The sequence below is a fragment of the Bacillus sp. JJ1764 genome (assembly GCF_036962145.1).
Classification (GTDB): domain Bacteria; phylum Bacillota; class Bacilli; order Bacillales; family Cytobacillaceae; genus Neobacillus.
On sequence record NZ_JBALNY010000097.1, the window covers coordinates 23,484 to 43,706 of the forward strand.

Annotated in this window: 21 protein-coding genes and 1 other annotated feature; all 21 genes read right to left on the reverse strand. The window is 41.0% G+C overall.

What is annotated here, in order from left to right:
• Positions 1-12: 12 nt before the first annotated feature.
• Positions 13-213 carry a 50S ribosomal protein L29 gene (rpmC, locus tag V7083_RS14165; protein ID WP_335478831.1) on the reverse strand — a complete coding sequence of 67 codons (201 nt, stop codon included), beginning with the start codon at positions 211-213 and terminating at the stop codon, positions 13-15.
• The gene (gene rplP, locus V7083_RS14170) at positions 203-637 is read right to left on the reverse strand and encodes a 50S ribosomal protein L16 (RefSeq protein ID WP_335478833.1); all 435 of its coding nucleotides are present in this window, start codon (positions 635-637) and stop codon (positions 203-205) included. Before rplP ends, rpmC begins: the two co-directional genes overlap by 11 nt.
• A 1-nt stretch (position 638) precedes the next feature.
• A complete protein-coding gene (gene rpsC / locus V7083_RS14175) occupies positions 639-1,295 on the reverse strand; it encodes a 30S ribosomal protein S3 (protein ID WP_335478835.1) in 657 nt (218 codons plus the stop codon).
• A 3-nt stretch (positions 1,296-1,298) separates the two neighbouring features.
• Positions 1,299-1,640, reverse strand: a complete 342-nt coding sequence (rplV, locus tag V7083_RS14180) for a 50S ribosomal protein L22 (protein WP_026574092.1) — start codon at positions 1,638-1,640, stop codon at positions 1,299-1,301.
• Positions 1,641-1,657: 17 nt separating this feature from the next.
• Positions 1,658-1,936, reverse strand: a complete 279-nt coding sequence (gene rpsS / locus V7083_RS14185; RefSeq protein WP_335478837.1) for a 30S ribosomal protein S19 — start codon at positions 1,934-1,936, stop codon at positions 1,658-1,660.
• A gap of 60 nt (positions 1,937-1,996) precedes the next feature.
• Positions 1,997-2,827: a 50S ribosomal protein L2 gene (rplB, locus tag V7083_RS14190; protein ID WP_335478839.1), complete on the reverse strand. Its 831-nt coding sequence runs from the start codon at positions 2,825-2,827 to the stop codon at positions 1,997-1,999.
• 29 nt (positions 2,828-2,856) lie between these two features.
• Positions 2,857-3,144, reverse strand: a complete 288-nt coding sequence (gene rplW / locus V7083_RS14195; RefSeq protein WP_335478912.1) for a 50S ribosomal protein L23 — start codon at positions 3,142-3,144, stop codon at positions 2,857-2,859.
• A complete protein-coding gene (rplD, locus tag V7083_RS14200) occupies positions 3,141-3,764 on the reverse strand; it encodes a 50S ribosomal protein L4 (RefSeq protein ID WP_335478841.1) in 624 nt (207 codons plus the stop codon). Before rplD ends, rplW begins: the two co-directional genes overlap by 4 nt.
• 29 nt (positions 3,765-3,793) lie before the next feature.
• On the reverse strand, positions 3,794-4,420 hold the full coding sequence (gene rplC / locus V7083_RS14205; RefSeq protein WP_335478843.1) for a 50S ribosomal protein L3: 627 nt from the start codon (positions 4,418-4,420) through the stop codon (positions 3,794-3,796).
• A gap of 41 nt (positions 4,421-4,461) precedes the next feature.
• Positions 4,462-4,770 carry a 30S ribosomal protein S10 gene (gene rpsJ, locus V7083_RS14210; RefSeq protein WP_007085291.1) on the reverse strand — a complete coding sequence of 103 codons (309 nt, stop codon included), beginning with the start codon at positions 4,768-4,770 and terminating at the stop codon, positions 4,462-4,464.
• Positions 4,771-5,155: 385 nt separating this feature from the next.
• On the reverse strand, positions 5,156-6,343 hold the full coding sequence (gene tuf / locus V7083_RS14215; protein WP_335478845.1) for an elongation factor Tu: 1,188 nt from the start codon (positions 6,341-6,343) through the stop codon (positions 5,156-5,158).
• Positions 6,344-6,469: 126 nt separating this feature from the next.
• Positions 6,470-8,551 (reverse strand): elongation factor G, encoded by a 2,082-nt coding sequence (gene fusA, locus V7083_RS14220; RefSeq protein WP_335478847.1) that lies wholly within the window; start codon positions 8,549-8,551, stop codon positions 6,470-6,472.
• 48 nt (positions 8,552-8,599) lie between these two features.
• The gene (gene rpsG / locus V7083_RS14225) at positions 8,600-9,070 is read right to left on the reverse strand and encodes a 30S ribosomal protein S7 (RefSeq protein WP_066321259.1); all 471 of its coding nucleotides are present in this window, start codon (positions 9,068-9,070) and stop codon (positions 8,600-8,602) included.
• Between the two features lie 42 nt (positions 9,071-9,112).
• Positions 9,113-9,535: a 30S ribosomal protein S12 gene (gene rpsL / locus V7083_RS14230; RefSeq protein ID WP_335478849.1), complete on the reverse strand. Its 423-nt coding sequence runs from the start codon at positions 9,533-9,535 to the stop codon at positions 9,113-9,115.
• 102 nt (positions 9,536-9,637) lie between these two features.
• A complete protein-coding gene (locus V7083_RS14235) occupies positions 9,638-9,886 on the reverse strand; it encodes a 50S ribosomal protein L7ae-like protein (RefSeq protein ID WP_335478851.1) in 249 nt (82 codons plus the stop codon).
• A gap of 150 nt (positions 9,887-10,036) precedes the next feature.
• Complete coding sequence (gene rpoC / locus V7083_RS14240) at positions 10,037-13,636, reverse strand: DNA-directed RNA polymerase subunit beta' (RefSeq protein WP_335478853.1); 3,600 nt, start codon at positions 13,634-13,636, stop codon at positions 10,037-10,039.
• Between the two features lie 116 nt (positions 13,637-13,752).
• Positions 13,753-17,313 (reverse strand): DNA-directed RNA polymerase subunit beta, encoded by a 3,561-nt coding sequence (gene rpoB, locus V7083_RS14245; protein ID WP_335478855.1) that lies wholly within the window; start codon positions 17,311-17,313, stop codon positions 13,753-13,755.
• A gap of 254 nt (positions 17,314-17,567) precedes the next feature.
• Positions 17,568-18,167 (reverse strand): class I SAM-dependent methyltransferase, encoded by a 600-nt coding sequence (locus tag V7083_RS14250; RefSeq protein WP_335478858.1) that lies wholly within the window; start codon positions 18,165-18,167, stop codon positions 17,568-17,570.
• Positions 18,168-18,277: 110 nt separating this feature from the next.
• Positions 18,278-18,640, reverse strand: coding sequence for a 50S ribosomal protein L7/L12 (gene rplL / locus V7083_RS14255; protein WP_335478860.1), 363 nt, complete (start codon positions 18,638-18,640; stop codon positions 18,278-18,280).
• 56 nt (positions 18,641-18,696) lie between these two features.
• Positions 18,697-19,197, reverse strand: coding sequence for a 50S ribosomal protein L10 (rplJ, locus tag V7083_RS14260; RefSeq protein WP_335478862.1), 501 nt, complete (start codon positions 19,195-19,197; stop codon positions 18,697-18,699).
• Positions 19,198-19,230: 33 nt separating this feature from the next.
• Positions 19,231-19,373, reverse strand: a sequence feature (ribosomal protein L10 leader region).
• 50 nt (positions 19,374-19,423) lie between these two features.
• The gene (rplA, locus tag V7083_RS14265) at positions 19,424-20,122 is read right to left on the reverse strand and encodes a 50S ribosomal protein L1 (protein ID WP_335478864.1); all 699 of its coding nucleotides are present in this window, start codon (positions 20,120-20,122) and stop codon (positions 19,424-19,426) included.
• Positions 20,123-20,223: the final 101 nt, after the last annotated feature.

Sequence of the window (20,223 nt, forward strand, 5' to 3'; positions counted from 1 at the left end):
TCCTCTCATTGATCACTTGTTAACGCTGATTTCTCTTTCACGAACAACAGTTTTCATGCGAGCAATCGCTTTACGTACTTCACGAATACGAGCTGTGTTTTCAAGTTGTCCTGTCGCCAATTGAAAGCGAAGGTTGAAAAGCTCTTCTTTAAGAGATTTTACTTTTTGTTCAATTTCTGCAGTGGTAAGGTCACGAATATCATTAGCTTTCATTTGATTCACCACCAATTTCTTCACGTTTTACAAACTTACATTTAACTGGAAGTTTGTGTGATGCAAGACGAAGAGCTTCACGAGCGATTTCCTCAGAAACGCCAGCAATTTCAAACATAATTTTCCCAGGTTTCACAACTGCTACCCATCCTTCAGGAGCACCTTTACCGGAACCCATCCGAACTTCTAGAGGCTTTGCAGTATATGGCTTATGAGGGAAAATTTTGATCCAAACTTTACCGCCACGTTTCATATAACGAGTCATAGCAATACGGGCTGCTTCAATTTGACGGTTTGTGATCCAAGAAGCTTCTAATGCTTGAAGACCGAATTCACCGAAAGTTACTTCAGTACCGCCTTTTGCATTACCACGCATTTTACCACGATGTTGACGACGGAATTTTACGCGTTTAGGCAATAACATATTATTTGCCTCCTTCCTCAGTTTTCTTCTTAGTAGGAAGGACCTCTCCACGATAGATCCATACTTTTACACCAAGCTTACCATAAGTAGTGTCAGCTTCAGCTGTAGCATAGTCGATGTCAGCGCGAAGTGTATGAAGTGGAACTGTTCCTTCGCTGTAGTGCTCAGAACGAGCGATATCAGCACCGCCAAGACGACCGGATACCATTGTCTTGATTCCTTTAGCACCAGCACGCATAGCACGTTGGATAGCTTGCTTTTGTGCACGACGGAATGAAACGCGGTTTTCTAATTGACGAGCAATATTTTCTGCAACAAGTTTTGCATCAACATCAGCTTTTTTGATTTCAAGGATATTGATATGAACTCGTTTGCCAGTTAATTGGTTTAATGCTTTACGAAGTGCTTCAACTTCAGTACCGCCTTTACCGATAACCATACCAGGCTTAGCTGTATGGATCGTTACGTTCACACGGTTTGCAGCACGTTCGATTTCTACTTTAGAAACAGAAGCATCTTTTAAACGCTTCGTGATATATTCACGAACTTTAATATCTTCGTGTAAAAGATCAGCAAAGTCTTTGCCTGCGTACCATTTAGATTCCCAATCGCGGATGATTCCAATACGCAAACCGACCGGATTAACTTTTTGACCCACAGATTACCCCTCCTTCTTCTCTGATAAAACGATTGTAATATGGCTTGTGCGCTTGTTGATTTGGCTTGCACGGCCCATTGCACGAGGACGGAAACGTTTTAAGGTTGGTCCTTCATCAACGAATGCTTGAGCAACAACAAGATTGTTTACGTCCATTTCGTAGTTGTGCTCAGCGTTTGCCATAGCAGATTTTAATACTTTTTCAACTACTGGAGAAGCGGCCTTTGGAGTTAAATTTAAAATGGCTACTGCTTCACCAACTTGCTTTCCTCGAATTAAATCAACGACTAAACGTACTTTACGAGGAGCAATACGAACTGTTCTTGCAACAGCTTTAGCTTGCATTAGGATGCCCTCCTCTCTTAACGTCTTGTTTTCTTGTCATCACTAGCATGACCTTTGTAAGTACGAGTTGGAGCGAATTCTCCAAGCTTGTGACCTACCATGTCTTCAGTAACATATACAGGCACATGTTTACGGCCATCATAAACGGCGATCGTATGGCCAATAAATTGTGGGAAGATCGTAGAACGGCGAGACCAAGTTTTAACAACTTGCTTCTTTTCAGTTTCATTTAACTTTTCGATCTTTACCATTAAATGATCATCAACGAATGGTCCTTTTTTTAAGCTGCGACCCATGAATGAACCTCCCTTCGTAATTGGTCTACGGTTCTATTTGTGAACCGTAGTTCAATCACGTTATTTTTTAGCTCGACGAACAATAAGTTTATCTGATTTGTTTTTCTTCTTACGAGTTTTGTATCCAAGTGTTGGTTTGCCCCATGGAGTCATAGGAGACTTACGTCCGATAGGAGCACGACCTTCACCACCACCGTGTGGGTGATCGTTAGGGTTCATTACAGAACCACGTACTGTTGGGCGTTTGCCTAACCAGCGAGAGCGACCAGCTTTACCGATGTTGATAAGTTCGTGTTGCTCATTACCAACTTGACCAATGGAAGCACGGCACTCAGAAAGAATCATACGAACTTCACCAGAAGTTAAACGAACAAGAACGTATTTACCTTCTTTACCTAGTACTTGTGCAGAAGTTCCTGCAGAACGTACTAATTGTCCACCTTTACCTGGTTTTAATTCGATGTTGTGTACTACTGTACCAACAGGGATATTTACTAATGGAAGGGCATTACCCACTTTAATATCTGCTTCAGGACCAGACATTACTTCCATACCGACTTCTAAGTTTTTAGGAGCTAAGATATAACGCTTTTCTCCATCAACATAATTGATTAATGCAATATTTGCAGAACGGTTTGGATCGTACTCGATTGTGGCAACGCGTCCTGGAATGCCATCTTTGTTACGTTTAAAATCGATTAAACGATATTGACGCTTATGGCCGCCACCTTGATGACGAACAGTTAACTTACCTTGGTTATTACGGCCGCCTTTGCTCTTTAATGGAGCTAAAAGAGATTTTTCCGGAGTGCTAGTTGTGATTTCAGCGAAATCAGAAACTGTCATTCCACGACGACCATTGGAGGTAGGTTTGTACTTTTTAATCGCCATTTTATTTCCCTCCTCTTCTTGTTAAAATTCTAGCCTTCAAAGATTTCAATTTCTTTGCTGTCAGCTGTTAATTTTACGATTGCCTTACGGCGTTTATTTGTGTAACCACCGAATTTACCCATGCGCTTGAATTTACCTTTATAGTTCATGATATTAACTTTCTCAACATCAACGCCGAAGATTTCTTCGATTGCATCTTTAACTTGAGTTTTGTTAGCTTTCACATCAACTTCAAACGTATATTTTTTCTCAGCCATTAGGTCAGTAGAACGTTCAGTGATAACGGGGCGCTTAATGATATCGCGTGCATCCATTATGCAAGCACCTCCTCTACTTTTTCAACCGCTGCTTTAGTTATGATTAATTTATCATGATTTACAACATCTAAAACGTTGATTCCATCAGCAGTTACGACTGTTACACCAGGAATATTACGTGCAGAAAGTGCAACATTTTCATCTAGGTCAGCTGTAACAATTAGTGCTTTTTTCTCAACAGAAAGACCATTTAAAACAGCTTTGAATTCTTTTGTTTTTGGAGCTTCAAACGCTAAGCTATCTAGTACTAAGATGCTTTCCTCTAACACTTTAGAAGAAAGTGCTGATTTGATCGCTAAACGACGAACCTTCTTAGGTAATTTGTAGCTGTAGCTGCGTGGTTGTGGACCAAATACGATACCACCTCCGCGCCATTGTGGAGAGCGAATGGAACCTTGACGTGCACGACCAGTTCCTTTTTGACGCCATGGCTTACGACCACCACCGCGCACTTCAGAACGATTTTTTACTTTATGAGATCCTTGACGTAAAGAAGCTCTTTGCATAACAATCGCTTCGAATAATACGCTTTGGTTAGGCTCAATTCCAAATACAGTTTCGTTAAGTTCGATTTCTCCAACTTGAGAACCAGTTTGGTTTAATAATGCTACTTTAGGCATTCTATTGTTCCTCCTTTCTCTTGAAGTGATTATGCTTTAACCGCACTTTTAATTTTTAATAAAGCTTTTTTCGCTCCTGGTACGTTACCTTTGATTAGAAGCAAGTTGCGTTCTGTATCAACCTTAATGATTTCCAAGTTTTGAACTGTTACTTGATCTCCACCCATGCGTCCTGGTAATAATTTACCTTTGAATACACGGTTTGGAGCAACAGGTCCCATTGAACCAGGGCGACGATGATAACGAGAACCGTGAGCCATTGGTCCACGAGATTGTCCGTGGCGCTTGATAGAGCCTTGGAAACCTTTACCTTTAGAAATTCCTGTTACATCTACAAAATCGCCTGTAGCGAAAATATCAACTTTGACTTCTTGACCAACTTCATAGCCTGCTAAGTCATCTCCGCGGAATTCGCGAATGAAGCGCTTAGGAGCAGTATTTGCCTTGCTAACGTGTCCTTTTTCAGGTTTGTTAGCTAACTTTTCGCGTTTATCTTCAAAACCAAGTTGTGTTGAAACATATCCGTCAGTTTCTACAGATTTCTTTTGAAGAACAACGTTTGGAGCTATCTCAACAACAGTTACCGGAATTAAGTTTCCGTTTTCTGCAAATACTTGAGTCATACCAATCTTTCTACCTAAGATTCCTTTGGTCATTTAAGTCACACCTCCTAATTTACTGTTCATGTATGGTTTGATTATAATTTAATTTCGATATCTACACCGGATGGTAAATCTAATCTCATTAACGCATCAACTGTTTGTGGAGTTGGGTTTACAATGTCGATTAGACGCTTATGTGTCCGCATTTCAAATTGCTCACGAGAATCTTTGTACTTATGAACCGCACGTAAGATCGTGTAAACAGATTTTTCAGTCGGAAGCGGAATCGGACCTGACACAGCAGCACCTGAACGTTTTGCTGTTTCAACGATTTTTTCTGCAGATTGATCAAGAATTCTGTGATCATAAGCTTTTAAGCGGATACGAATTTTTTGTTTTGCCATTATTTTCCCTCCTTTATTCGCCTATTTTAAAAATAGACATTTCTCAGTGAGAATTTCCCTAACACAGCGCCATGGCAAAGCGGCCGGGTGTGTCAGCAACCTCCCACCTCATCGCAGTCAAAGACCAACATTGTCTATTATACATAAAACATAAAGCAAACGCAACATTTTATTGTATTTTATTTTAAACTTTATGTCTTGCACACTTTTACTATTATATCGGCTCACTTCAGCTTTTTCAACTACAAACTAATCACCAATAATACCCTTACCCATTCACGAAATTACCAGAAAAATAAAACAAGTATTTTATAATAGAAGAAACATGTTTTTAAACATTAAAAAAAGCAGATGGATTTACACCCATCTGCTTTTGAATGTTAAATTATTCAGCGATTGTTGTGATTGAACCTGAACCTACTGTACGGCCACCTTCACGAATTGAGAACTTAGTTCCTTCTTCGATCGCAACTGGAGCGATAAGCTCAACAGACATTTCGATGTGGTCGCCAGGCATAACCATTTCAGTACCTTCTGGAAGATTACAAATTCCAGTAATATCAGAAGTACGGAAATAGAATTGTGGACGATAGTTTGAGAAGAATGGAGTATGACGTCCACCTTCTTCTTTTGATAATACGTAAACTTGTGCTTTAAATTTAGTGTGTGGAGTGATTGACTTTGGCTTAGCCAATACTTGACCACGTTCGATTTCTTCACGAGCTACACCACGAAGAAGGGCACCAATGTTGTCTCCAGCTTCAGCGAAGTCAAGAAGCTTACGGAACATTTCTACACCAGTTACAGTTGTAGATTTTGGCTCTTCAGTGAAACCAACGATTTCTACTACGTCACCAACTTTAACTACACCACGCTCAACACGTCCAGTAGCAACAGTACCACGTCCAGTGATTGAGAATACGTCCTCAACTGGCATCATGAAAGGTTTGTCAGTGTCACGAGTTGGAGTTGGGATATAGCTGTCAACAGCATCCATAAGTTCATGGATTTTTGCTTCCCACTCAGCGTCGCCTTCTAATGCTTTAAGAGCAGAACCTTTGATAACTGGGATGTCATCACCAGGGAATTCATATTCAGAAAGAAGATCACGAACTTCCATTTCTACTAATTCAAGTAATTCTTCGTCGTCTACCATGTCACACTTGTTCATGAATACAACAAGGTAAGGTACGCCTACCTGACGAGAAAGAAGAATGTGCTCACGAGTTTGTGGCATTGGGCCGTCGGCAGCAGATACTACAAGGATACCGCCGTCCATTTGAGCAGCACCAGTGATCATGTTTTTAACATAGTCAGCGTGTCCTGGGCAGTCAACGTGTGCATAGTGACGAGCATCAGTTTCATACTCAACGTGTGCAGTAGAGATTGTGATTCCACGCTCTCTTTCTTCTGGAGCACCGTCGATTTGATCATATGCACGAGCTTCTGCTTTACCTTGCTTAGCAAGAACAGAAGTGATTGCAGCTGTTAAAGTTGTTTTACCATGGTCAACGTGTCCGATTGTACCAATGTTAACGTGTGGCTTAGAACGGTCAAATTTAGCTTTTCCCATTTTAAAAAATCCTCCTTTGGATTATAGGTTAAGTATATTTTAAGTGGAAGCCAGAAATAGGTTATCCTATTTCTCAGCCTCCATTATTACATAAGTAGTTATACTTTAAATAAAGGTGAAAATCAATTATTCACCTTTATTTTTTTTGATGATTTCTTCAGAAACTGATTTTGGTACTTCTTCGTAGTGATCGAAGTGCATGGAGAATACTCCACGTCCTTGAGTACTTGAACGAAGCGCTGTAGCATAACCAAACATTTCTGAAAGTGGAACCATTGCACGTACAACTTGCGCGTTTCCGCGTGCTTCCATACCTTCCACGCGTCCACGACGAGCTGTAATTTGTCCCATGATATCTCCCAGATACTCTTCAGGGATTACAACTTCAACCCTCATCATTGGCTCAAGGATTACAGGACTACACTTTGAAGCAGCATTTTTAAGTGCCATTGAAGCGGCAATCTTAAACGCCATTTCAGAGGAGTCAACATCATGGTAAGATCCGTCAAATAATCTAGCTTTAATATCAACTAATGGATATCCAGCAAGAACTCCACGGTTAAGTGCATCTTCAAGACCTGCTTGAACTGCAGGGATGTATTCACGAGGAACTACACCACCAACAATGCCGTTAACGAATTCAAAACCTTTGCCTTCATCGTTTGGTGCGAATTCAATCCAAACATGTCCATATTGTCCACGACCACCAGATTGACGTGCGAACTTACCTTCAACTTGTGCAGAAGCACGGAATGTTTCACGGTAAGCAACCTGAGGAGCACCTACATTTGCTTCAACCTTAAATTCACGACGCATACGGTCTACTAGGATATCAAGGTGAAGTTCACCCATACCTGCAATGATTACTTGTCCAGTTTCCTGGTCAGTATGTGCACGGAATGTTGGATCTTCTTCTTGAAGTTTTTGTAGAGCTGTTGTCATTTTATCTTGGTCTGCTTTTGATTTAGGTTCAACAGAAAGTTGAATTACTGGCTCAGGAAATTGCATAGACTCGAGAATAACTAGATTCTTGTCATCACACAGAGTATCACCAGTAGTTGTATCTTTTAAACCTACAGCTGCAGCAATGTCACCAGCATAAACCTTGGAGATTTCCTGACGGCTGTTTGCATGCATTTGCAGGATACGTCCTACACGCTCACGTTTACCTTTAGTTGAGTTTTGAACATACGATCCGGACTCTAATGTACCAGAGTATACGCGGAAGAACGTTAACTTACCAACATAAGGATCAGTCATAACCTTGAACGCAAGAGCAGCGAATGGTTCTTCGTCGCTAGAATGACGTTCAACGATTACCTCCTCATCATCCACATCATGACCTTTAATAGCAGGTACATCTAATGGTGATGGAAGATAGTCAATAACAGCATCTAGCATCAACTGAACACCTTTATTTTTGAAGGCAGATCCACAAATAACAGGATAGAATTCTACATTAACAGTACCTTTACGAATCGCTGATTTCAGCTCTTCTTTAGTGATTTCTTCACCACCGAGGTATTTTTCCATTAATTCTTCATCTAACTCTGCTACTGCTTCAACTAACTTTTCGCGCCACTCATCTGCTTGAGCACGGTATTCTTCTGGAATCTCACGTACTTCAATATCAGTACCAAGATCATTACTGTAGAATACAGCATTCATTTCCACAAGGTCAATGATTGCTTCGAACTGATCTTCAGCGCCGATTGGCAACTGAATCGGATGAGCATTCGCTTGCAGACGATCATGTATTGTTTTAACAGAGTACAAGAAATCTGCACCGATTTTATCCATTTTGTTAACGAATACCACACGTGGTACTCCATAAGTTGTTGCTTGGCGCCACACTGTTTCAGTTTGTGGTTCAACACCGGATTGGGCATCAAGTACTGCAACAGCACCGTCCAATACACGAAGTGAACGTTCTACTTCAACAGTGAAGTCTACGTGTCCCGGAGTGTCAATGATATTAACACGGTGACCTTTCCACTGAGCAGTAGTAGCGGCGGAAGTGATTGTAATTCCGCGCTCCTGCTCTTGTTCCATCCAGTCCATTTGGGAAGCACCTTCGTGTGTTTCACCAATTTTGTGGATTTTACCAGTGTAATAAAGTACACGCTCAGTAGTAGTTGTTTTACCGGCATCGATGTGGGCCATGATACCAATATTACGAGTGTTTTCTAAGGAGAACTCTCTTGCCATTGGGTCTTTCTCCTTCCTAGTTTAAATGTATTTTTATTGAAGGTAAAATTACCAACGATAGTGAGCAAACGCTTTGTTTGCTTCAGCCATTTTGTGTGTATCTTCACGTTTCTTGACAGATGCACCAGTATTGTTAGCTGCATCCATGATTTCGTTAGCTAAACGCTCTTCCATGGTTTTTTCACCGCGAAGACGTGAATAGTTAACTAACCAGCGAAGTCCAAGAGTTGTACGGCGGTCAGGACGCACCTCAACTGGAACTTGGTAGTTTGCACCACCAACGCGGCGTGCTCTTACTTCTAGAACAGGCATGATGTTTTTCATTGCTGCTTCAAATACTTCCATTGGATCTTTTCCAGAACGTTCACGGATCGTATTGAATGCAGAGTAAAGAATTTCTTGAGATTTACCTCTTTTACCGTCAATCATCATTTTGTTGATTAGACGAGTAACTAATTTTGAATTGTAAAGCGGATCTGGTAACACGTCTCTCTTTGCTACAGGACCTTTACGTGGCATTCATTTTTCCTCCTTTCAAGAAGCTTCTATATTTTCGTTTGATTATTTTTTAGCTGCTTTTGGTCTCTTAGTACCATACTTAGAACGACCTTGCATACGGTTGTTAACACCAGCAGTATCTAACGCACCACGTACAATGTGATAACGTACCCCTGGTAAGTCTTTTACACGTCCGCCACGGATAAGAACAACACTGTGCTCTTGTAAGTTGTGGCCGATACCAGGAATGTATGCTGTCACCTCGATACCATTTGTCAAGCGTACACGAGCATATTTACGTAACGCTGAGTTTGGTTTCTTTGGAGTCATTGTACCAACACGAGTACATACCCCGCGTTTTTGTGGTGAAGATACGTTAGTTTGAGACTTTTTAAAGCTATTATAACCTTTGTTAAGCGCAGGTGATTTTGATTTGTCCTCTTTCATTTGACGAGGCTTGCGCACTAATTGGTTAATAGTAGGCATGTTTTTTTCCTCCTTTCACAATTTATAAGCCCACACATCCAGGTGGTTCATTTTTTGGCAAAAACAAAGTTTTTGCAGAAGTTCCATCTACAAAAACAGTTTTTAACGAGTAATCGCAACAGCTGCGGCACCCACTTCAATTCCGCATGCTTTACCCAACTTTTTCATTGAGTCCACATATTGAATAGGTATATTTAGTCTTTCTGCATCTGTTACAGCCTGATTTATGATCTTTGGATCTGCATCACTCGCAACAATCAGCTCTAGTACTATACCTTCTTTAAGTGCCTTTACTGTTTTCTTCGTTCCTATAATAACGTTATTAGCCTGTAATACTTTATCATAAGACATGATGGATATCCTCCAAAGTATCAGGTGAATAGGAGCACCTTTGATATATTATCATTTTAGCAAAAAGATGTCAACTAAACTTTTAAAATTTCTTTAGAACTTGTTTTCAAAAATACGGTACTTGCTACATCTAGCAAGTACCGTAATATGTTAATCGATTGTAATTGGCTCTTCGGATGTTGTATCTCGGAGAACTGGTTCTGCTTTGCGATATCGCTGCATTCCTGTTCCGGCCGGCACCAACTTACCAATGATAACATTTTCTTTAAGTCCAAGTAGTTCGTCACGCTTGCCTTTGATTGCAGCATCCGTAAGAACTCTGGTTGTCTCCTGGAATGAGGCAGCAGATAAGAATGAATCTGTCTCAAGTGATGCCTTCGTGATTCCAAGCAATATTGGACGACCAGTTGCAGGCATTTTTCCTTCAAGTAACGCTTTTTCGTTTGCATCGGTGAATTGATGAATGTCTAATAATGTACCTGGCAACACATCAGTTTCACCTGCGTCAATTACCCGAACTTTACGAAGCATTTGACGAACCATAACCTCGACGTGCTTATCGCCAATTTCAACCCCTTGCATACGGTAAACTTTTTGTACTTCCCGTAACAGGTATTCTTGAACGGAGGTTACGTCCTTAACTTTAACCAATTCTTTAGGATCAATTGAACCTTCTGTAAGTTCTTCACCACGTTCAACTTGACTGCCGACAGCAACTTTCAGGCGTGCAGTATATGGCGCATTATAGGTGCGTGATTCCACTTCACCTTGAACAACGATTTCATGCTGGCGATCACGGCCTTCATTAATGCTTACAACAACACCTTCAACTTCGGAAATAACGGCTTGCCCTTTAGGGTTACGCGCCTCAAAGATTTCCTGAATACGCGGTAAACCTTGGGTAATATCGTTACCTGCCACACCACCAGTATGGAAAGTACGCATGGTTAACTGTGTTCCTGGCTCACCGATAGATTGAGCCGCAATAATACCTACTGCTTCTCCCACTTCTACCTCTTGGCCAGTCGCAAGGTTACGTCCGTAGCATTTCTTACAAACACCGTGACGAGTGTTACATGTAAATGCGGAACGGATTTTTACTTCTTCAATTCCAGCACCAACAATTACTTCAGCTAGGTCTTCTGTGATTAAGTCATTTTCTTTAACGATAATCTCATTTGTCTCAGGATGTTTGATGTTTTTACGGGCATAACGTCCGATTAAACGTTCTTCAAGAGACTCAATGATTTCTGTGCCATCTTTTAATGCTTGGATCGTGAAGCCGCGGTCAGTTCCGCAATCATCCTCACGGACAATTACATCCTGGGCAACATCTACCAGACGACGAGTTAAGTAACCTGAGTCGGCAGTTTTTAGTGCTGTATCGGCAAGACCTTTACGCGCACCATGTGTAGAGATAAAGTACTCTAATACTGTTAATCCTTCACGGAAACTTGACTTGATCGGTAATTCGATGATCCGTCCAGCCGGGTTGGCCATCAAACCACGCATACCGGCAAGCTGAGTAAAGTTCGATGCGTTACCACGGGCACCGGAGTCACTCATCATAAAGATAGGATTCGTTTTATTCAAGGACTTCATCAATTTTCCTTGAATAACATCCTTCGCCTGGCTCCAAATGGAGATAACACGATCATAACGCTCATCTTCAGTGATTAAACCACGTCTAAATTGTTTTGTAACATTGTCAACCTTACCCTGGGCCTCATGAAGAATTTGCTGTTTTTCACCCAAAACGACAATGTCAGCAACACCAACGGTAATACCGGCTTTTGTTGAATATTTGAATCCTAGGTCTTTCATGCGGTCAAGCATTTTAGAGGTTTCAGTAATTTTGAAACGTTTGAATACTTCAGCAATAATATTTCCAAGGATTTTCTTTTTGAATGGATCAATTAACGGCATAGCCTCAATTTTCGCCTTGATGTCTTCACCTTTTTCAACAAAATACTTTTCAGGTGTTTTGACCTCTAAGTTATCTCTTGTAGGCTCATTGATATAAGGGAATGTATTAGGAAGAATTTCATTGAAAATAAGCTTACCAACTGTTGTGATTAACAGTTTCTTATTTTGCTCTTCTGTAAATGTTTCATTTCCTAACGAACCTGCAAAAACAGCGATACGGGTATGCAAATGAACATAGCCGTTTTGATAGGCAAGTACTGCTTCATTTGTATCATTGAAAATCATACCCTCGCCAACGGCACCATCTCGCTCTAAGGTCAAGTAATAGTTTCCTAATACCATGTCCTGAGAAGGTGTAACAACTGGTTTTCCGTCTTTAGGGTTCAAGATGTTTTGTGCTGCTAGCATTAACAGACGAGCTTCTGCCTGAGCTTCGGATGAAAGCGGTACGTGTACGGCCATCTGGTCACCGTCAAAGTCGGCATTATATGCTGTACATACAAGCGGGTGAAGGCGAATGGCTCTTCCTTCCACCAATGTTGGCTCGAAAGCCTGAATCCCTAGTCTGTGTAGTGTAGGGGCACGGTTTAATAACACCGGATGTTCTTTGATAACATCTTCAAGGACATCCCACACCTCAGGGGATACTCGCTCGATTTTGCGCTTTGCTGATTTGATATTATGAGCTAAGCCTTTTTCCACTAATTCTTTCATAACAAATGGCTTAAATAATTCTAATGCCATTTCTTTTGGAAGACCACATTGGAACATTTTTAAATTTGGTCCTACGACAATAACGGAACGACCGGAGTAGTCAACACGTTTACCAAGTAGGTTCTGACGGAAGCGTCCTTGCTTACCTTTCAGCATATGTGAAAGCGACTTTAATGGACGGTTACCAGGACCTGTAACAGGGCGGCCACGACGTCCGTTGTCAATAAGTGCATCAACAGCCTCTTGAAGCATACGCTTTTCGTTTTGGACGATAATGCTAGGTGCTCCAAGATCTAACAAACGCTTTAACCGGTTATTTCTGTTTATCACACGACGGTAAAGGTCGTTTAAATCAGATGTCGCAAATCTTCCCCCATCTAATTGCACCATTGGGCGTAGTTCAGGAGGGATTACTGGAAGGACATCAAGAATCATCCATGAAGGCTCATTTCCTGAGTTACGGAATGCTTCCAACACTTCAAGACGTTTAATTGCACGTGTACGTCTTTGTCCTTGAGCAGTTTTTAATTCTTCTTTTAAGGCATCAACTTCTTTATCTAAATCGATATCAGAAAGAAGCTTTTTAATCGCTTCTGCACCCATGGATGCCTGGAATTTATTTCCGTACTTTTCACGGTATGCACGATATTCTTTTTCAGATAAGAGTTGTTTCTTCTCTAGTGCTGTGTCACCGGATTCAGTAACAACATAAGAAGCAAAATAAATAACTTCCTCTAAAGCACGAGGAGACATATCTAAAACCAATCCCATACGGCTAGGGATTCCTTTAAAGTACCAAATATGTGATACAGGTGCAGCAAGTTCAATATGTCCCATTCGTTCGCGACGAACCTTAGCACGTGTTACTTCAACACCGCATCGGTCACAAACGACTCCTTTATAGCGTACACGCTTGTACTTACCACAATGACATTCCCAATCCTTAGTCGGACCAAAAATTCTCTCACAGAATAAACCATCTTTTTCGGGCTTTAATGTACGATAATTGATGGTTTCAGGTTTTTTTACTTCTCCGAAAGACCATGAACGAATTTTATCGGGTGAAGCAAGACCTATTTTCATATACTCAAAATTATTAACGTCTAGCAAGGGGCCTACCTCCCTTATAATCTCCAGGTTTTACCCTTATTACGTAAAAAGTTAGATGCACACCGGGAACAGGACTAGCTTGTTCCCGCTTATGGAATGTGCATTATTGATTGGTACTACTCTTTTGAACCTACTTTTTCAGATTCAAAGCTTGGGGCTTCAGAAACGATGTTTAACGTATCTGCTTGTTGCAGATCCTCTTCATCTTCCATATCCCGCATTTCGATTTCTTCTTCATCACCAGAAAGAATTTTTACATCCATACCTAGACTTTGAAGTTCTTTGATTAATACTTTAAACGATTCAGGGACACCTGGTTCCGGAACATTTTCACCTTTTACAATGGCTTCATATGTTTTCACACGGCCAACCACGTCATCTGATTTAACCGTAAGAATTTCCTGCAAAGTATATGCAGCACCATAGGCTTCAAGCGCCCAAACCTCCATCTCACCAAAACGCTGTCCGCCAAATTGAGCTTTACCGCCAAGTGGCTGCTGCGTAACAAGTGAGTATGGTCCAGTCGAACGGGCATGCAATTTATCATCAACCATGTGTGCGAGTTTAATCATATACATGACCCCGACAGATACACGGTTATCAAACGGCTCACCAGTACGTCCGTCATACAGAATGGTTTTTGCATCGCGAGCCATGCCAGCTTCCTGAATAGTTGACCAGACATCTTCTTCTCGCGCACCGTCAAATACTGGCGTTGCAACGTGAATGCCAAGGTATCTTGCTGCCATACCTAAATGAAGTTCAAGCACCTGTCCGATGTTCATCCGTGAAGGAACCCCTAATGGGTTTAACATGATATCAACCGGAGTACCATCAGGTAGGAAAGGCATATCTTCCTCAGGCAAGATTCTTGAGATAACCCCTTTATTTCCGTGACGACCCGCCATTTTATCACCTTGGTGGATCTTACGTTTTTGAACGATGTATACACGGACAAGTTGGTTTACTCCTGGAGGAAGCTCATCTCCGTCTTCACGATTAAATACTTTAACATCATGAATGATTCCTTCTCCGCCGTGCGGAACTCTAAGTGAGGTATCACGTACTTCACGTGCTTTCTCACCAAAGATGGCATGCAATAAACGTTCCTCAGCTGTTAACTCTGTTACCCCTTTTGGTGTAACCTTACCAACAAGCAGGTCCCCATCCTTTACTTCCGCTCCAATACGGATAATTCCACGCTCATCCAAGTTACGAAGAGCATCCTCACCGACATTTGGAATATCACGGGTAATTTCTTCAGGTCCTAGCTTTGTATCACGTGACTCGGATTCATATTCTTCAATATGAATAGAAGTATATACATCATCTTTAACTAAGCGTTCACTCATGATGATGGCATCCTCATAGTTATAACCATCCCAAGTCATGAATGCTACAAGTACGTTTCGGCCTAACGCTAATTCTCCCAGTTCCATTGAAGGACCGTCACCAAGGACTTCTCCTTTTGTAACACGGTTTCCAACAGCTACGATTGGACGTTGGTTATAGCACATCCCTTGGTTAGAGCGAACAAACTTTAATAATCTATATTTGTCTAGGTCACCTTTTACTTCTTGACCATCGACTTCTTTAACACGACGAACCCAGATCTCCCTAGCTTCAACGTGCTCAACAATCCCTTCATGCTTACAAATTACTGCTGCACCAGAATCTTTTGCTGATACATATTCCATTCCTGTACCAACGCGCGGCGCTTCAGGTTGAAGCAATGGTACCGCTTGACGTTGCATGTTCGCACCCATCAAGGCACGGTTAGAGTCATCGTTTTCAAGGAACGGGATACAAGCAGTTGCGGCGGAAACAACCTGCTTAGGTGATACATCCATATAATCAACACGGTCACGTTTTACGACAGTGTTTTCACCACGGAAACGGGCAATTACTTCTTCGTCTAGGAAAGCTCCGTCATCACCTAGGCGTGCATTCGCCTGAGCAACTACATAATTATCCTCTTCATCGGCAGTTAAATAATCAATTCGATTTGTCACTTTTCCGGTATCCGGATCAACGCGGCGGTATGGTGTTTCGATAAATCCAAAACGGTTTACCTTTGCGTAGCTTGATAACGAGTTGATCAAACCAATGTTCGGACCTTCCGGCGTTTCAATCGGACACATCCGGCCGTAGTGAGAGTAGTGAACGTCACGAACTTCCATGCCGGCACGTTCTCTTGTTAAACCACCAGGTCCCAATGCAGATAAACGACGTTTATGTGTTAATTCAGCTAGTGGATTCGTTTGATCCATGAACTGAGATAACTGGGAACTTCCAAAGAATTCTTTTATGGAAGCAATAACAGGACGGATATTAATTAACTGCTGTGGTGTTATGGTTGCTGTATCTTGAATAGACATTCTTTCGCGAACCACACGTTCCATACGGGATAATCCAATCCGGAATTGATTTTGCAGTAATTCACCTACAGAACGAAGACGTCTGTTTCCTAGGTGATCAATATCATCGGTATCGCCAACTCCATGAAGCAAATCAAAGAAGTAGCTAATGGATGCGATGATATCAGCAGGTGTAATATTTTTAATTGGTTCAGCTACATAAGCATTACCCAATACATTAATTTCTTTTTCATTTTCATCGCCAGGGGCATAAATTTTAATCCCTTGTAAAATAATTTCATCTTCTACTACTCCGCCAACCGGGTTGTAGCCTGTGAAATTAACATTTTTCTCAAGAGCAGGTAAAATTCTGTCAAGGTTTCTTCTGTCCAGGACAGTTCCCTTTTCAGCGATAATTTCTCCTGTCTCAGGGTCAACGAGGGTTTCAGCTAGTCGCTGATTAAACAGGCGATTTTTTATATGAAGCTTTTTATTAATTTTATAGCGTCCAACATTAGCGAGGTCATATCGCTTCGGATCAAAGAAACGTGAAACCAAGAGGTTCTTCGCGTTTTCAACGGTTGGAGGTTCACCTGGACGAAGACGCTCATAAATTTCAAGTAACGCCTTGTCTACACCTTCCGTATTGTCTTTTTCCAAAGTATTGCGAAGATACTCGTTATCACCAATCAATTCAATAATTTCTTGATCGGAACCAAATCCTAATGCACGCAAAAGAACCGTAACGGGCAGTTTCCGAGTACGATCAATTCTGACGTATACGACGTCTTTGGCATCTGTTTCATATTCCAGCCACGCGCCGCGGTTCGGAATGACAGTAGCGGTGAAGCCTTTCTTCCCGTTTTTATCTGTTTTTCCACTGAAGTACACACTTGGTGAGCGTACTAGCTGTGATACAATAACACGCTCTGCACCATTAATTACAAATGTGCCGGTTTCCGTCATTAACGGAAAATCACCCATAAAAACATCTTGGTCCTTTACTTCACCGGTTTCTTTGTTAACAAGACGTACTTTTACACGCAATGGAGCAGAATATGTAACGTCCCGTTCCTTTGATTCTTCTACAGAATACTTTGGTTCGCCAAGGCTGTAATCAATAAATTCAAGTGATAGGTTACCAGTAAAGTCCTCAATTGGTGAAATATCCTGGAACATTTCACGCAGCCCCTCATCAAGAAACCATTGATATGAAGAGGTTTGGATTTCGATTAAATTTGGTAATTCCAACACTTCACTGATTCGTGCGTAACTTCTACGTTGGCGGTGTCGTCCATACTGAACTAGTTGACCTGTCAACTGATTCACCCCTCAAATCAAGCGTTATTTAGACAAATATATTACACCTTTTAGAAGGAGCTATAGCCCTTTCTAAAAGACAAAAAGAAAAAGGGTTTTTGTCCAAAAACCACAATTTCACATTTTGACTATTATTTTGTCATCATTTCCTTATTATCCCTTTTTTATACTTGAAAAATAAGCATTTTAGGAATAATTCGGTAAATATTATGATGGCATTTTATAATGCTACCACAGCAGCATTTTGAAGTCAACTATTTTATTCCTCTAAAAATAAAATATCCCTTTGACTTCTCGACTGTTTCTACTTGAGAAAATAGTTCATTTAATTTCTCCAACGCAGACGGTGCCCCTTGCTTTTTTTGAATCACAACCCAGATCTCGCCTTTCTCCGCAAGATGCTCATGACTTTGAACAAATATATCATGGACTATTTTCTTACCGGCACGAATCGGTGGATTAGTGAGAATAGCTGCAAAGTTCAACTCAGTAACTCTATTCAAACGGTCACTTTCATATATTTGAACATTATCAATTCCATTTAAGGCAGCATTTTCTTTTGAAAGTTGAATCGCTCGTTCATTCACATCAATCATATGTACAAACTTATGCGGATGTTCTTTTGCAATCGATAAGCCAATCGGGCCATAGCCACAACCAACATCAAGCACTGGACCATCAACCTCTGGTAGGATAAAGGATTCAACTAGCAGACGTGAGCCAAAGTCTACCTCTCTTTTAGAAAAGACCCCATTATCCGTTTTAAACCGGAATTGCCTGTTCCTTAATTGGAAATCCCAATATTTTGGATCACTTTCAACCTTTTGGGTACGAGAATAGTAGTGTTCGGACATTAGTCTTACCTCCCGAGGAACTTGTATTGAAGACTCTTTAGAGGGATCCTATTATTAGTTAGGATAAGCGAAAAAAAGCCCGCTATGCAGCGAGCTTTTCATTCATAAAATTACTTAACTTCGACGTTAGCTCCAACTTCTTCAAGTTTACCTTTGATTTCTTCAGCTTCTTCTTTAGAAACGCCTTCTTTAAGAGGCTTTGGAGTGTTGTCAACAAGATCTTTTGCTTCTTTAAGTCCAAGACCAGTGATTTCACGAACAACTTTGATAACCTTGATTTTTTGGTCGCCAGCGCCAGCTAGGATTACATCGAATTCTGTTTTTTCTTCAGCAGCAGCAGCGCCTGCGCCACCAACAACAGCTACAGGAGCAGCTGCAGTTACGCCGAATTCTTCTTCGATTGCTTTTACTAGATCGTTAAGTTCTAAAACAGTCATATTTTTAACTGCTTCAATGATTTGTTCTTTAGTCATGATTTGTTTCCTCCTTAATTTTCGGTTAAATTTATTAGATTACGTTCAAAATCAGCTTACGCGCCTTGTTCTTCTTTTTGATCTGCAACAGCTTTTGTTGCAAGAGCAAGATTGCGAATTGGTGCTTGAAGTACGCTGAGTAACATAGAAATTAAACCTTCGCGTGATGGAAGTTCAGCAAGAGCTTTCACTTCTTCAACTGTTGCAACATTACCTTCGATTACACCTGCTTTAAGTTCAAGTGCCTCATTCTTTTTAGCGAAATCATTTAAGATTTTTGCTGGTGCTACTACATCTTCAGTACTGAATGCGATCGCATTAGGACCTGTTAATGCTTCATTTAAACCAGATAAACCAGCGGCTTCTGCAGCACGGCGAACCATGGAGTTTTTATACACCTTGAATTCAATGCCTGCTTCGCGAAGCTGTTTACGAAGTTCAGTTACTTGAGCAACTGTAAGACCACGGTAGTCAACAACGACAGTTGATACACTAGCTTTTAATTTATCAGCGATTTCATCAACGATCTGTTTTTTTGCTTCGATTGCACTGCTCATCTTTACACCTCCTGTAGATTATCTACATTTATACCAGGCAAATAAACGCCCCCATATCATACCAGACATGGAGGCAGAATAATTAAGCTGATCATACAGCCTAGTTTATCGCATTACCTCGGCAGGAAATTAAGCCAATCGGCACCTGCTGTCTACAGTACAAATGTTTATATTATTAAACAACAAAATACATTATATAAGATGTATTAAAGGTTGTCAATTGGTATTATTTAGCTGCAACAGTTGATGGATCTACTTTGATTCCAGGTCCCATTGTTGAAGTGACAGTTACGTTCTTCATGTAAGTACCCTTTGCAGCAGATGGTTTAACTTTTAACATTGTATCGAACACAGTTGTAAAGTTCTCAACAAGCTTTTCGCTATCGAAAGAAGATTTACCGATAGGAACGTGGATATTACCAGCTTTATCTACACGGTATTCAACTTTACCAGCTTTGATTTCGTTAATTGCACGAGTTACATCAAATGTAACAGTACCAGTTTTAGGGTTTGGCATTAGGCCTTTTGGTCCTAATACACGACCTAGTTTACCAACTTCACCCATCATATCAGGAGTTGCTACGATTACATCAAATTCAAACCAACCTTGTTGGATTTTGTTGATGTATTCAGAATCTCCTACATAATCTGCTCCAGCTGCTTCTGCTTCCTTCACTTTTTCACCCTTCGCGAATACTAATACGCGTTGAGTTTTACCAGTTCCGTTTGGAAGTACAACTGCACCACGGATTTGTTGGTCAGCTTTCTTAGGGTCAACGCCTAAGCGGAAAGCAACTTCAAGAGTTGCATCAAATTTTGCATAGTTTGTTTTCTTTGCAAGTTCAATTGCTTCTGCAATTGGGTATGCTTTTGTGCGGTCTACAAGCTTAGCCGCTTCTACATACTTTTTACCTTTTTTAGCCATTGTTTTTTCCTCCTAGATTGTGGTTTTAACGTTGGACAACTCCCACGAAAAAGGTTGCGAGTGAACAATCAACTACGCAACCCCTCATTTCACCAGTTTTT